Source organism: Natronolimnohabitans innermongolicus JCM 12255, assembly GCF_000337215.1.
Lineage (GTDB): Archaea > Halobacteriota > Halobacteria > Halobacteriales > Natrialbaceae > Natronolimnohabitans > Natronolimnohabitans innermongolicus.
The window spans coordinates 1-14,212 of the sequence record NZ_AOHZ01000041.1; the positions used below are offsets into that span (position 1 = coordinate 1).

Consider the following 14,212-nt stretch of genomic DNA (forward strand, 5'->3'; position numbering starts at 1 on the left):
CTGCCTTGCCAGCCCGCTCAGAGATGTGTATAAGAGACAGGCCCACGAGGCCGCCGTAGACGCGGTCGAGGCCGACCGCCTGGGCCTGCGTGCCCAGATACGAGGTCATCACGACGCCCGTCACCGCGAGAAAGCCGAGGAAGTAGTCCTCGACGCCGGCGGCCAGCCCGGCGATGACGACGATGTCGGCGTAGCGATCGAGGACGTGATCGAGGAGGTCCCCGCCGGCGGAGGCGACGTTCTGCTCGCGGGCCAGCGCGCCGTCGATGATGTCGAGCCAGCCGTTGAGAAAGACCAGCGCCGCGGCCGCGACGTACCAGATCGGGTCCGCGCGACCGCCGAGCAGAAATGCGCCCGCGGCGAGTATCGCCATCCCGAACGCCAGCACGCTCACCCCGTCGGGCGTCATCCCGACGCGGTCGAAGCCCTTGACGAAGGGGTCCAGAAAGCCCGAGACGTACGGTCTGAGCTTGTCCAGCGTCACGCCAGATACCCCACGAAGTCGACCTCGCCGGCGCTCGGCTCGCGTTCGCCCGTCGCGACCGCCTCGAGGGCGTCGGCCACCCGATCGGGGTCGCGGTCGGTCGTGTCGATCTCGTAGATCGACTCGAGGCCGTGTGCCTCGACCGCTTCGGAGAGGATGACGTCGAGCGCCTCGCTCTCGGCGTTCTCCGTCGCCTTGGCCTCGGTCTCGCCGCGCTCGAGCAGCCGCGATTCGAGAACGTCCGGCCGACACCGCAACACCGCGACGCGGTCGGCCGCGACGTGGTGTGACAGGTGGGACTCGATCACGATATCATCGCGACCCTCGAGGTGCTCGCGCAGGGCGTCGAGGTCGGCGACCTTGCTCTGGCGGTCGGCGTCGACTTCGGTGTAGAGTTCCTCCTCCTCGAGGACGCGATTGAGGTGGACGACCTCGAGGTCGGTTAGTTGATCGTCGTCAGCGTCGGCGTCGTTATCACCGTCAGAACTGAGACGCTCCTCGAGCAGTTCGGTCGCCGTCGTCTTCCCGGTTCCCGGGGTGCCGGTGACGGCGAGTCTCACGCGTCGGACACCTCTGAACCCGCCGAATCGGGGTCGATCTCGAGGTCGTCGAGCACCGCGTTGAGCGTCTCGACGGCGCGTTCGGTCTCCTCGTCGGTGCCGCAGGTAATCCGGACACAGCCGGGGAGCCCGAAACTCGAGCAGTCGCGGACGATAACGCCCCGTTCTTGCATCTCCTCGGCGACCGCCGACGCGTCGCCGACGGCGACGAGGACGAAGTTCCCCTCGCTGTCCCAGACGTGGGCGTCGATTTCCTCGCGCATGGACGCGCGGGATTCGAGGGCCGTCTCGACGGTTCGTTCGACGTGTTCGTCGTCGTCGACGGCGGCCAGCCCGGCCCGGCAGGCGAGTTCGCTGGCCGCGAATGGGGTGTTGACGCGGGTGTAGGCGTCGGCCCACGCGTCGGGGACGACGGCGTAGCCGAGGCGGACGCCCGCAAGCCCGTAGGCCTTCGAGAACGTCCGCAGGACGGCCACGTCGTCGCGGGCGTCGAAGCCGTCCCGGCCCTCGATGAGGGCGACGGCGCTCTCGCGGTCAGCGAACTCGCCGTACGCTTCGTCGACGACGACGAGCGTCTCGTCGGCCGTCTCCGCGGCGAGGCGTTCGATCTCCGCGAGGGGCATCGTCGACCCCGTCGGGTTGTGGGGACTCGTGACCCAGACGATCCGCTCGCCGTCGTAGCTCTCGAGGACGGTCTCGGCCGTCTGTTCGAAATCGGCGGCGCGCTCGAGGGCGTACTCGGCGACGTCGCCGTGGTGGAAGCGGGCGCTCATCCCGTAGTAGGCGAAGCCGGGCGTCGGAACGAGGACGGTATCGTCGGGCTCGAGCATCGCCCGGTGAAGGTAGTCGATCGCCCCGTCGCCGCCGTTTGCCAGCCAGACCTGGGCGTCGTCGACGCCCCAGCGGTCGGCGACCGCCGCCGTGAGGTCGGCGTGGGCGGCTTTCGGGTAGGAACTCACGCTCGAGGCGGCCTCGCGGAGGGCCACGGTGGCCGCCGGGGAGGGGCCGTGTGGATTCTCGTTCGAGGCGAGTTTGACGAGCTCCGAGGGGTCGCATTCGAGTTCGCGGGCGACTTCCTCGATGCCTCGACCCGCCTCGTAGGCGACGTGATCGGACAGGTCGCGCGGTTGCATACGCCAATCCAGATTGTGGTGGGTCTTAAGGATGCTTACCTCGGGTCAGCGGACGGTCACGCTGCCGAGACTGCGCGCGCGAACGGATCACGAGCCCGGAACGGCGTACTCGAACACGAGCAGTCGGTCGCCGGTAGCGACGATATCGCCGAGCGTCGACACCTCCTCGCGCAGCGCGTCGATCTCCGAATCCCGCGGATTCTCTTCGAAGACGACCGCGAGTTCGCCGCTCTCGCCGTCCGTGCTCGAGACCGCGACGCTCGCGTCGTCCGCCGGGTGGTCGACGACGGTACGGCTCTCGGCGGCGAGATCGAGCGCCTCGTAGGCCTTCCCTACGTCCTCGTTGGCGTCGACCAGCCGCTCGGCGGCGCCCTCGTAGGTGTCGGCGAGCAACGCGGCGTCCAGCGCGGGTTCGATGACGGCCGTATAGGAATCGGTTTCGTAGACCGCTGCGTCGCCGTCGCCCTCGAGGTCGGCGTCGGACTCGCCGTCGGCGACGTGCATCGCCGGCGGTTCCTGCGCGTCGTCGACGTACTGATCGGTGAACTCGACGCTCGCAAGGGCCGGCACGCTGTCGACGGTCGGACGGCCGTCGTCGGCCAACTCGCCGTCGTCGACCTGCGATTCGTAACTCCGGAGCAAGGGACAGCAAGCGTCGGCGGGCAGCCAGCGCTCGAGTTCGTCGAATCCGAACGTAATCGAGGCGGACTCGTCCTCGGCTGCCGAGGCGGAGCCGGGGAGTTCGTCCTCGTCGTCGGGCATCTCGTTCGATCCACAGCCGGCGAGGCCGGCGACGCCGAATCCGGCGACCGCCGCCAGACACGACCTCCGATTGGGCATGCCGACGAATACGGGCCGCGACCAATGAGTGTTGTGCGGGCTCACGAACGGTGCGAGCGGCGTGCCAGATCGTTGACTGTCGGTCGCCGCCGGGCCGACGACGCTACTGCCGATCGCGAAGCCGTTCGACGCGCTCGAGCGAGTTCGCGTCGGCCGGCTCCTTGTCGGAGCGCACCCCCTGGAACCGCGGGAATCGAAGCGCGTAGCCCGACGAGTAGGTCGGCGACGTCTGGATCTCCTCGTACCCGACCTCGAAGACGACCGCGGGTTCGAGGTCGACTGTCTGTCCGTCCTCGGCGGCGATGTGGGGCTCGAGTAGCTCGGTCAACGCCTCGAGTTTCTCGTCGGTGATCCCCGTCGCGACCTTGCCGACGGTCTCGAGGTCGTCGCCGGCGTCGCCCGCGCGCACGGAGAGTTCGAACGTGCCAAGGAAGGTGGCGCGCCGACCCTCGCCCCACTCGGCGCCCGTCACGATGCAGTCGAGCGTCTCCACGTCGGGTTTGCGCTTTCGCCAGTGCTTACCGCGTCGACCCGGCGAGTACGTCGAGTCGGGGTCTTTGAGCATGATCCCCTCGTGGCCCGACTCGAGCGCGTCGGCGTCGATCGCCTCGATTTCCTCGGGGTCGTCGGTGAGCCAGAGCAGCGAGAGTCCCTCGACGTCCGCCGGGTCCGGGTCCGGTTCCGAGTCCGAATCGGCCGCGAGAAGCGACTCGAGACGGTCGTGTCTGGCCGTCAGTGGCTCCGCGAGCAGGTCGTCGCCGTCGGCGTGGAGACAGTCGAAGAACACCGGGCGGACGGTCACGTCCTCGCGGGCCTTCGCGACGTCGTGTTTCCGCCGGAAGCGCTTGAGCACCTCCTGGAAGGGCAGCGGCGAGCCGTCCGCGTCGATCGCGACGACCTCGCCGTCCAGAATGGCGGACTCCTCGAGAGTCCTCGCGGCGTACTCGACGACTTCGGGAAGCGCCGCCGTCACGTCTTCCATGTTCCGTGAGAAGACGCTGGTCTCCGACTCGCCGTCGCCGTCGACCCGGTGGTGCAGTTGGATTCGAGCCCCGTCGTATTTCCACTCGACGGCGGCTTCGTCCCACTCCTCGAGCGCCTCCGTCACCGTTCCGGCCTGGGCGAGCATCGCCTGCACGGGTCGGCCGACCTCGAGGTCCATCGCGTCGAGTCCGTCGATGCCCTCGTCGCGGGCCACTCGAGCGACCTGGCCGTAGTTGTTCGACACCTGCAGCGCGCGCTGGACGCGGTCGGTCGGCACGTCGAACGCCTCGCCGATCGCGTCGCGGACGGTTCCCTCGCCGACGCCGATGCGCATCTCCGAGAGGACCAGTCGGGCGAGGTACCGGGCCTCCTCGCTCGAGCAGCGGTTGAACAGGCCGAACAGAAGGTCGACTTTGCGGTCCTGGCTGCCCGAGCCCTCTGTGGCGGCGAGATCGGCGAGGGTCTCGGCGACCTCGTTGACGGTGAGGTCGCCGCCGTTTCCGTTTTCCCCGCTTTCGTCGCCCCCACCACCGCCGGTGAACGCCCCCAGTCCCCGCTGGCCGCCGAAATCGTACGCCGCGGCGACCGCCCCGATCTCGCCGACCTCGGCGAGTCGCTCCTCGACGTCGTCGCCGCCGACGTTCGGTCCGGCCGCGCGGGCGATCGCCTCGTAGCACGTACTCGGGCCGATATCGAGAGTCGTCGAGTCCCAGGCCGGAAACACCCGACCCTGAACGAATCGGGCAACGACCTCGAGATCCGAGTTCGCGTCCGAAAGCAGGTCGCTGACGCGAGCGACGATCTCGAGGTCGGCCGGCTCGGCTTCGATCGCGGCGGCGCGGTCGGCGAACGTGGCGAACTCCATCGACGGGAAGTATCGTCGGGGCGGGTAAAACGGTTCTGAGACGACCGAGACGAGAGACAGAGTTTAAAGGTGGTCGTGCCGCACTCGGTGGTATGCCAGCAGAGGATCTCGTTCCGCGGGTCGCCGACGTGTTGACGGTCGACGCCGAGGAGTTTCGCGAGCGGGCCGTCGCCGACGCCGCGGTGATCAAAGACGCCGTCGACGAGGGCGTCTTCGACAACCCGCAGGCGATCGTCGGCCTCGAGTACGAGTTCTACGCCGTAAAGAGCGACGACGGGGCCCTGCGGCGAGTCCCCCGCCGACTGCTCGAGCTCATCGGCTTCGAGAAGGAGCTCGGGCTTCACAACGCGGAGATGACGACCAGTCCGCAGCCGTTGAACGCCGACGGGCTGGTCGCCCAGGAGGCGGAGGTCAAGTCCCGCCTGCGGACGGCGCTGAACGTCACTCAGTCGGAGGGGATGCGGCTGGTCAGTGACGCGCTCTGGACGATTCCGCCGGAGGGAGAGGACGCGAGGACCTACCTCACCGACAGCGTCGAGCGGACGGTCGAGACGCCGGACGGCGGCGACCGGACCGTTCGCGTCGCGACCAACATGAGCGACTCCGCGCGCTACCACGCGATGGCGAACACGGATCAGGCCGACTCCGCCGGGATGCGCGTCGAGGCGCCGAACGTCTCCCTGCAGGGCGATACGGTGATGCCCGAGAGCCTCATCACGTCGATCCAGCCCCACTATCAGGTCCCCCACGCCCCCGACTTGCCGGATTACTTCAACTACGCGCTGCGCGCCGCGGGACCGTTGCTGGCGCTCGGCGTCAACTCGCCGTTCTTCCCGGCGGATCTGTACGACGAGGACGCGACGGCCGACGAGATCCTCGCCGACGCCTGGATGGAACACCGAATCAGCGTCTTCGAAACCGTCCTGAACGATCCGTCGACCGGCGAGGGGAAGGTGCGGTTCCCTCGCGATCTGACGAGCGTCGAGGAGGCTATCGACCGGATCGCGGGCGACGATACGATCGTGCCGATGTCCGTCGAACCCGGCGAGCGCTTCGACGATCAGTTCCCCCACTTCCGGCGCAAACACGGCACCTACTGGCGGTGGGTTCGCCCCGTCTTCGGCGGCCCGACGCGGTCCGCGGCCAACGCCCGCATCGAGTTCCGCCCGATTCCGGCCCAGCCGACCGTCCGCGACTCCGTCGCCTTCCTCGCCGCCTTCGCCGGCGTCCTCCAGAGCCTCACCCGGCTCGAGCACCCCGTCGTCGAACTCGACTGGGTGGTCGCCCGCGAGAACTTCTACGCGGCGATGCGCGACGGTCTCGAGGCGGATCTCACCTGGATTACGAACGACGGAAAGGAGACGACGGACAAACTCGCACTCTACGATGACCTGCTCGACCACGCCGAGGACGGCCTCGTCAACCGCGGGCTGACCGACGCGGAGGCCGCGAAGTACCTCTACCCGCTGCGACGGCGCGTCCGACAGGGCGTGACGCCTGCGAGTTGGAAACACCACCAGGTCGGTCGACGCCTCGAAGACGGCGACGACCTCGCAACGGCGATCGAAGGGATGCAACGCGAGTACGTCCGGCGTCAGGAGGAGACGCTGCTCGAGGGGAGCTTCGCCGACTGGATCGGCGAGTAGCCGCCGCGAGCGCCGTTTGGCGACGCGTCGTTCGGTCTCGACCGACTCGAGACCGACTACAACGGGTGAGACCGAACCCAAAGCTACTTCCTTGACTGGCCGGTCAGTTAGGACAAGCGACTGACCGGACAGTCAGAGGCCAGATGACCGACCAGACAGAGACGACCGACGAACTCATGGCGGCGACGTATACGGCGCTGTGCGAGCACGGTTACGCGTCGCTCCGAATGCAGGATATCGCGGACGAATCGACCAAGAGCAAGGCGACGCTGCACTATCACTACGAGAGCAAGCAGGATCTGCTCTACGCGCTGTTCGACCACCTCACCGACAGCTTCGCCGAGTTGATCGAAACGCTCGAGGGCGAGACGGCCGCCGACCGACTGCTGTCGCTCGCCGAGGCCTACCTCTCGCCCGGGGAGGAAGACGACCGCCGCCAGTTCCGGACGGCGCTCCTCGAGATCAAAGCGCAGGCGCCGTACGACGGCCGGTTTCGGGCCGAGCTGACGGCGTTCGATCGGCTGCTGTACGATCGCATCCGATCGCTCATCGAGGAGGGGCAGGCCGAGGGGACCATCCGAGCCGACGTCGATCCCGACGAATCCGCCGAGTTCGTCATCACCGTTCTCAACGGCGCGCAAGTCCGACACGTCGCCGTCGATTACGATCCCGGACGAACGTACGCAACCCTCGAGACTCACGTCCGAGAGCAGTTGCTCGCCGAGGGAGCTGACGCGGAATTCGCCCGCGAGACGGACCGGCGTGACGAGCGCGGGACCGAACAGACACGAGACGAAGACGATCAGATGCGAGACCGAAACGGAGCGAAAGAGCGAGCGCGAGAACGGACGCGGCGAAACGGCGAGGGCGGTCCCGAGTGACGATCCGCGGCCACCTCGAGGCGATCTTCAAATCCCCCGACGAGCTCGATCTAACCTCCGGGTCGATCGCCCGGCCGCTGATCTACCTCTCGATTCCGCTGATCATCACGAACCTGTTGCAGGTCGCGTACAACCTCGCGGACACGTTCTGGCTGGGCCAACACAGCACCACGTCGCTGGCGGCCATCAGCTTCGCGTTCCCGATGGTCTTTTTCCTCATCGCGCTCGCGCTGGGCGTCTCGGTCGCCGGTAGCGTCCTCGTCGCCCAGTATACGGGCGCCGACGACCCCGAAAAGGCCGAATACGCCGCCTCGCAGACGGTCTCGTACGCGATTCTGACGTCGGTCGTGCTGGGCGCGTTCGGCTACGTGTTCGCCGAGGACGTCATCGGCCTGCTCGGCGCCGAAGCCGACATCGAACCGCTGGTTGCCGGCTACATGGAGGTCTACTCGCTGGGGTTGGTCGCAGTCTTCGGCTTCTTCGTCTTCATCGCGCTCATGCGCGGCTACGGCGACACCGTTACCCCGATGCTCGTGATGTTCGGCTCGGTCGTGCTCAACATTGTCCTCGATCCGTTTCTTATCTTCGGCTTCGAGAACAACCCGCTGTTCGGCTACCTCGGCATGGGCGGGCTCGAGGCCGAACTGTACGCGCTGACCGGCTACGCCGGCTCGGGGATCGAGGGTGCCGCCATCGCGACCGTCTTCTCGCGCGCGCTGGCGTTCGCCGTCGGCCTCGCCATCATGTTCCGCGGCAGCCACGGCGTCCAGATCAGTCTCGGGCAGATGAAACCCGAACTCGAGTACGGTCGGCGGCTGGTCGACATCGGCGCGCCGGCGTCGGTCGAGGGGACCGCGCGGGCGCTCTCGATCAACCTCCTGCTGGTGATCATCGCCATCTTCCCCGAGACGGTCGTCGCCGCCTTCGGGATCGGCACCCGCGTCTTCTCGGTGATCTTCCTCCCGGCGATCGCGTTCTCCCAGGGCGTCGAGACGATGACAGGTCAGAATATCGGCGCCGGAAAACACGACCGAGCGCGGCGGACGAACCACTTCGGAGCGAAGGTCATGCTCGTCACGCTCACCGGACTCGGCGCGGTGGTCTTTCTCGCCGCCGAGCCGATCGTCTCCGTCTTCACGACCGATCCCGCGGTCGTCGAGGAAGGCGCGCTGTTCCTGCGATACACCGCGCTTACGTTCGGCTTCATGGGCGTGATGCGCTCCTACAGCGGGGGCTTTCGCGGCGCCAGCAGGACGATGATCGCCGCGGTGATCTCCGTGCTCACGCTCGGCGTGATCCGGTTCCCGCTCGCCTGGCTCGGCGCCGAACTGTTCGGCTCGAGCGGCGTCTGGATGGCCTTCGCCGCGTCGACGATCATCGGCGGCTGTATCGCCACGGTCTGGTTCACCTGGGGCGACTGGCTCGACGATTCGTTCGTCGGGGAGGATCGACCGTCGGACCAGTCCGTCGCGACGTCCGATGGCTCCGGCACCGCCGAGAGTCCCGACGGCGCCGAGGGCGTCAGCGATCGAACCGGCAGCGGAGACTGACGCGCCCTCGTCGTTCGATGCCGACCGATCGACTCGAGTGAAAGTTATCACGGCGAATAAGCGCGGCGGCTACAGAACCGGCCGGAAGCCATTAAGTACTCACGCGCGAGAGTGTCGGCTATGGTAACGTTCCTCTCCGGTGGCACCGGGACGCCGAAGCTACTGGATGGTGCCGCCGCTGCGTTCTCGCCGGAGGACACCACCGTCGTCGCCAACACGGGCGACGATATCGAACTCGGCGGGCTGTTCGTCTCGCCGGACGTCGACACGCTGCTGTTTCAGGGCGGCGGGGTGCTCGATCGGGAGACGTGGTGGGGAATCGACGGCGACACGCATCGAACGAACGACGCGCTGACGGATATCGCCTCGGCCGCGGACCTTCCCGACGGTCCGCAGTACCTCCCCGACGAGCGCCAGACCGCGGGCCGCGAGCTCGCGAACTGGCGGCGGTTCTCGGGCGTCGCCGAGTTCATGACGATCGGCGACCGCGACCGGGCCGTCCACATCACGCGGACGAGCCTGCTCGACGAGGGCCACACCTTGAGCGAGGCGACCGAACGGCTGGCCGACGCCTTCGGCCTGACGATCGATGTCCTGCCGATGAGCAACGACCCCGTCGCCAGCCTCGTCCACACCGAACGGGGGATGATGCACTTCCAGGAGTACTGGGTCGCCCACCGCGGCGAGCCGTCCGTCGAGACCGTCGAGTTTCGCGGCTCCTCGACGGCCGAACCCGCCCCGGGCGTCCTCGAGGCCCTCGAGGACACCGTCGTCGTCGGGCCGTCGAACCCCGTCACCAGCATCGGTCCGATGCTGACGCTGCCGGGGGTTCCCGACGCGCTCAGCCGATCGACGGTCGTCGCCGTCTCGCCGTTTCTCGGCGACGACGCCTTCTCCGGCCCCGCGGGCGACCTCATGGCGGCCGTCGACGCCGAGCCGAGTACCGAAGGGCTGGCGACGGCCTACCCCTTCGCCGACGCGTTCGTGGTCGACGAGGGCGACGACGCGACGTTCGACCGCCCGACGGTCCGGACCGACATTCGGATCGACGGCCCCGAGGACGCCTCGCGGGTCGCTCGAGCGGTGAAGGACGCGATCGAGCGCGTCGACTGAGACGAGGCCGCAACTGACACATCGCGAACAACCACGTTCAAGCCCCTCGAGAATCACGCTCACGTATGTTCACGCCGCCGCTTGCCCTCGCCAGCCTCAGCGGCGAAGCCGACGCTCAGTGGGCCCGCGCCGGCGCCGAGTTCGCCGGCGCCGCGTTCCTCGGCGGCATCGCCATCGACGACGACTCGCGAGCCGCCGCTCGCGAACTGGTCGCGCGCGACCGAAACGAGTTCCTGCCGCCCGATCCGCTCGCCTTCGTCGACCGCCAACTCGCCGCCCTCGAGGACGAGCCGATCCAGCCCGCGGTCAACGTCCGGAGCGCAACGCCCGAACCGATCGGCGAGGTCGCCCGCGTCTGCCGCGACCGAGACGCGCTCCTCGAGATCAACGCCCACTGCCGCCAGGACGAGCTCTGTGCGGTCGGCTGCGGGGAGACGCTCCTGCGGGACCGGGAGCGACTCCGTGACTACGTCGAGCGGGCCGCCGACGCCGGCGCGACCGTCGGCGCGAAGGTGCGCGCGGAGGTGCCCGGCGTCGACCTGCCGGCGCTGGCTCGGGACGTAGCGGCCGCGGGCGCCGACTTCGTCCACATCGACGCGATGGACTCCGAGTCGGTCGTCCGCGACGTCGTCGACGCCACGGAGCTCTTCGTCATCGCCAACAACGGCGTCCGAGACGACGCGACCGTCCGCGAGTACGTCGAGTACGGCGCCGACGCGGTCAGCGTCGGTCGCCCGAGCGACAACCCCGCCGTGCTGGCGCGCGTCCGCGAGGCCGTCGACCGACATCTCGAACGCGAGCCGACCCCGACGCAGTAAGCCGGGTTCGGATAAAGCCCGAACGCGTGTAGCCGGCACGCTATCAACTACCGATACAATCACGAGCTAGAACCGATGGGACGACCGGGCGAGTACGCCGGCGACGTCCGCTGGGGGTGGGAGTGTCCCCGGTGCGACGCGGATGTATCGGTCTCGAGGGACCCGCAGTCTGAAACGTTTCTGTGGGCGTGTCCGACCGAGGGCTGTCCGTCGGTCGGGTTCGGCTTCTCCTCGCGACGACGCGCGCGGATCGCGCTGCGGGAGCTTCGCGAATCGTATCAGGACATCTATCGGTAGGGCCGCCGATCGTAACGATTCGCGACCGCCGTCGGACACAACGTTCACAACGATTCACTCGAACCACCCAGACGAATACGAATGTCCGACGGGCCAGTGTTGCCGGGCGTCGAGACGGATGACGACGAGGAGGAGCGCATCGTCTGTCACGTCGACGCCGACTGCTTCTACGCCGCCTGCGAGCGGCTGCGCGAGCCCGAACTGCGCGGCGACCCCGTCGTCGTCGGCATGGGCTACGAGCCCGGCGAGACCGTCGGCGCCGTTGCCACCGCCAGCTACGAGGCCCGCGAATTCGGCGTCGAGAGCGCCCAGGCGATTTCGACGGCCCTCGAGCGACTGCCCCGACGCGCGGCGCTCGACCCGGGCGCTGCGGACCACGACCCCGATCTTACCCCCGAGGAGACCGGTCACTACCGATCCGTCGACATGGACTACTACGAGTCGATCGCCGAGGAGGTCCAGTCGATCCTCCACGACTGCGCCGACGTCGTCCGCGAGGTGAGCATCGACGAGGCCTACTTGGACGTCACCGAGCGCACCGCCTGGGAGGTCGCCGACGGCTTCGCTCGGCACGTCAAAGACCGCATCCGCCGCGAGGTCGGCGTCGTCGTCAGCGTCGGCGTCGCGCCGACGATGAGCGCGGCCAAGATCGCCAGCGACTTCGACAAACCCGACGGCCTCACCGTCGTCCGACCCGGCGAAGTCCGGGCGTTTCTGGCCCCGCTCGAGGTCGAACTCCTCCACGGCGTCGGTCCCGTGACGGCCCGCGAGTTACGGGAGCTGGGCCTCGAGACCGCCGGCGACGTCGCGGCGGCCGATCCGGAGCCGCTTGCGTCTCGTTTCGGCGAGCGCGGCCGGGAGCTGTACGACCGCGCGCGCGGCGACGACGACCGCCGCGTCGAACCGAAGGGCGACCCAAAGAGCTTCTCGCGGGAGTCGGCGTTCGCCGAACCCGTCTCCGACCCCGACCCGAAGTACGAGCAGATCGAAACGCTCGCGGCGGCCGTCGCCGACCGCGCACGGCGAGAAGGGGCCCTCTACCGAACCGTCGGCGTCAAGGCCGTCACGCCGCCGTACGACGTCAACACTCGCGAGCGTTCGCTTCCGGGGCCGGTCGACGACCCCGAACTGGTCGACCGAATCGCCCGGGACCTCTTCGGCGAGTTCGCGGACGAGGCCGTCCGCAAGGTCGGCGTCCGCGTGGCGAACCTCGAGTTCGCGAGCGCGGATCAGGCGAGCCTCGACGGCTGGGAGCGGTCGTCGACCGCGACGCACTCGAGCGACGGCGACGAGACCACCGCCGGCGATGCCGAGACGTCGCCGACGCTCGAGTCCGCGGATCCCGACGGCCAGGCCAGTCTCGAGGACTGGAAACGACGACGAGACGAGCCCCGAACGGATGGGGAGGGGACCGACGCGACGGCACCCGATTCGGATGCCGAGCCGACCGATCCAACGGAGCCGGCCGAGCCGCCGACCGACGGGCAGTCGTCGCTGTTCGACTTCTCCGACGAGTAATCTCTCGTCGGCGAGACGGTGCCAGCGGCCGAAATAGTCAACTATCTCGAGTGACGACCAACACGCAATCGAGACGGAACGATCACGAATCTTATAATCCCCCGCAGACAACGTAAGCCAGACGATACGAACACCCGACGCTCACATGACTGAGGATTTCTACGACCTTCTCGAGGTCTCTTCGGACGCCTCTCAGGACGAGATCAAGGACGCCTACCGCGAACAGGTTCGCGTCTACCATCCCGACCACAACGACGACGACCGGGCCAGAGCACAGTTTACGGCCGTCAAGAAGGCTTACGACATCCTCGGCGATCCGGTCGAGCGACAGGCCTACGACCGCCTCGGTCACCAAGACTACGTCGCCAAACGGACCAGCGGTCTCCCCTCGCCCGACGTCTGGCGATCGACGGCGAACTCCGCGGACGGCTCCGACGCCGGCGCCGACGCGACGTCCGAGTCGACGGCGTCGGGGACGACGTTTACGTACGACGACGAGTCGGCAACCGACTCGAGCGGGGCGACGTCGGCAACCTCGAGTGCGGCGTCGGCCTCCGCGGCCGGTGCCGGATCGGCGGGGACCGCTTCGACGGGTTCGCGTGCGGGAGCGGGGGCCGGAACGGGATCAGGATCAGGAACCGGAACCACGTCGACTGGCAACGCCGCCTCGAGCGCGTCGGCGAGTACTGCCGGCGCTCGGACGGGATCCGAAACGGGGGCTGCCACCGCGACCGGAGCCGCCGGCACCACCGACGGCGGCACGGCCCACGGCACCGCCTCGAGTTCGGGTTCGAGTCGCGGCGCGCCCTCGCAGTCCCGCGACGGCGAGCCCGGCCGCTTCGGCGACAACGCCGTCGTCCGCTGGTGGCGCCGACAAAACTTCTCCCTGCCGCTGATCTGGCTGTCGCTGCTCGTCTACCTCGGCGGCCTCGTCCACTTCCGACTCGAAAACGAGGCGGGTCTCGAGTCGCTGCGCGCCGAACTGGCCGCCGCCGGCACCGACGCCGGCGCCGCGCTCGACGCGCTTACGGCCGAGCGCTACGGGATCGACGGCAGCCTCGAGTATCTGGCCGCCTGGGAACTGGTCGCGCCGCCGCTCGAGGCGCCGCTGTGGGACGCCGCGCTCGCCGGCGTCGTCGGCCTCACGCTGCTCGCGTTACTCGGCGCTCGAGCCTACGGGGACGGCGAGACGTGGCGGCCGGTGTCGATCGACGAGACGATCGTCGTCGCGCTCGCCGTGACCGCGACGACCGTCCTCGTCGGCGGGCCGCTGCTCGCCGGCGCGGTGCTCCTGCCGATGCTCGTCGCCGTGATCATCCGCCACACGCGGCGGGGGCCGGGCTGGAAACCGTCCTACGTATACGTCGTCCCCGTGCTGGCGCCCCTCGCCGGGCTCGGACTCGCCGCCGCCGGCGAGGCGACGCTCGCGACGGATCTCCTCGCGTTCGTCGTCCTGCCGCTGCTCGGCGGACTGAGCCTGCCGCTGCGGGTCTCCATCCGAAAGCGGTTCGGTCGGTAGCCCG

At 68.6% G+C, this 14,212-nt stretch carries 12 protein-coding genes; 8 read left to right on the forward strand and 4 right to left on the reverse strand.

The window, feature by feature from the left end:
- Positions 1-480 precede the first annotated feature (480 nt).
- The 4 genes from C493_RS07675 to ligA all read right to left on the reverse strand — a co-directional run bounded on the left by C493_RS07675 (position 481) and on the right by ligA (position 4,866).
- A complete protein-coding gene (locus tag C493_RS07675; RefSeq protein WP_007258860.1) occupies positions 481-1,044 on the reverse strand; it encodes an adenylate kinase family protein in 564 nt (187 codons plus the stop codon).
- Complete coding sequence (hisC, locus tag C493_RS07680; protein WP_007258861.1) at positions 1,041-2,177, reverse strand: histidinol-phosphate transaminase; 1,137 nt, start codon at positions 2,175-2,177, stop codon at positions 1,041-1,043. Before hisC ends, C493_RS07675 begins: the two co-directional genes overlap by 4 nt.
- Before the next feature lie 87 nt (positions 2,178-2,264).
- Complete coding sequence (locus C493_RS07685; RefSeq protein WP_007258862.1) at positions 2,265-3,017, reverse strand: hypothetical protein; 753 nt, start codon at positions 3,015-3,017, stop codon at positions 2,265-2,267.
- A 103-nt stretch (positions 3,018-3,120) separates the two neighbouring features.
- Positions 3,121-4,866 carry an ATP-dependent DNA ligase LigA gene (ligA, locus tag C493_RS07690; RefSeq protein WP_007258863.1) on the reverse strand — a complete coding sequence of 582 codons (1,746 nt, stop codon included), beginning with the start codon at positions 4,864-4,866 and terminating at the stop codon, positions 3,121-3,123.
- A 92-nt stretch (positions 4,867-4,958) separates the two neighbouring features.
- Here ligA and C493_RS07695 point away from each other — a divergent pair, with 92 nt between their 5' ends.
- The 8 genes from C493_RS07695 to C493_RS07730 all read left to right on the forward strand — a co-directional run bounded on the left by C493_RS07695 (position 4,959) and on the right by C493_RS07730 (position 14,208).
- Positions 4,959-6,512, forward strand: a complete 1,554-nt coding sequence (locus C493_RS07695) for a hypothetical protein (RefSeq protein ID WP_007258864.1) — start codon at positions 4,959-4,961, stop codon at positions 6,510-6,512.
- A gap of 143 nt (positions 6,513-6,655) precedes the next feature.
- On the forward strand, positions 6,656-7,393 hold the full coding sequence (locus C493_RS07700) for a TetR/AcrR family transcriptional regulator (protein WP_007258865.1): 738 nt from the start codon (positions 6,656-6,658) through the stop codon (positions 7,391-7,393).
- On the forward strand, positions 7,390-8,943 hold the full coding sequence (locus C493_RS07705) for an MATE family efflux transporter (RefSeq protein ID WP_007258866.1): 1,554 nt from the start codon (positions 7,390-7,392) through the stop codon (positions 8,941-8,943). Before C493_RS07700 ends, C493_RS07705 begins: the two co-directional genes overlap by 4 nt.
- A 120-nt stretch (positions 8,944-9,063) precedes the next feature.
- A complete protein-coding gene (cofD, locus tag C493_RS07710) occupies positions 9,064-10,056 on the forward strand; it encodes a 2-phospho-L-lactate transferase (protein WP_007258867.1) in 993 nt (330 codons plus the stop codon).
- A gap of 65 nt (positions 10,057-10,121) precedes the next feature.
- Positions 10,122-10,874: a tRNA-dihydrouridine synthase gene (locus tag C493_RS07715; RefSeq protein WP_007258868.1), complete on the forward strand. Its 753-nt coding sequence runs from the start codon at positions 10,122-10,124 to the stop codon at positions 10,872-10,874.
- Between the two features lie 75 nt (positions 10,875-10,949).
- A complete protein-coding gene (locus C493_RS07720) occupies positions 10,950-11,171 on the forward strand; it encodes a hypothetical protein (protein ID WP_007258869.1) in 222 nt (73 codons plus the stop codon).
- Positions 11,172-11,252: 81 nt separating this feature from the next.
- A complete protein-coding gene (locus tag C493_RS07725) occupies positions 11,253-12,689 on the forward strand; it encodes a DNA polymerase Y family protein (RefSeq protein ID WP_007258870.1) in 1,437 nt (478 codons plus the stop codon).
- 145 nt (positions 12,690-12,834) lie between these two features.
- A complete protein-coding gene (locus C493_RS07730; protein ID WP_007258871.1) occupies positions 12,835-14,208 on the forward strand; it encodes a J domain-containing protein in 1,374 nt (457 codons plus the stop codon).
- Positions 14,209-14,212: the final 4 nt, after the last annotated feature.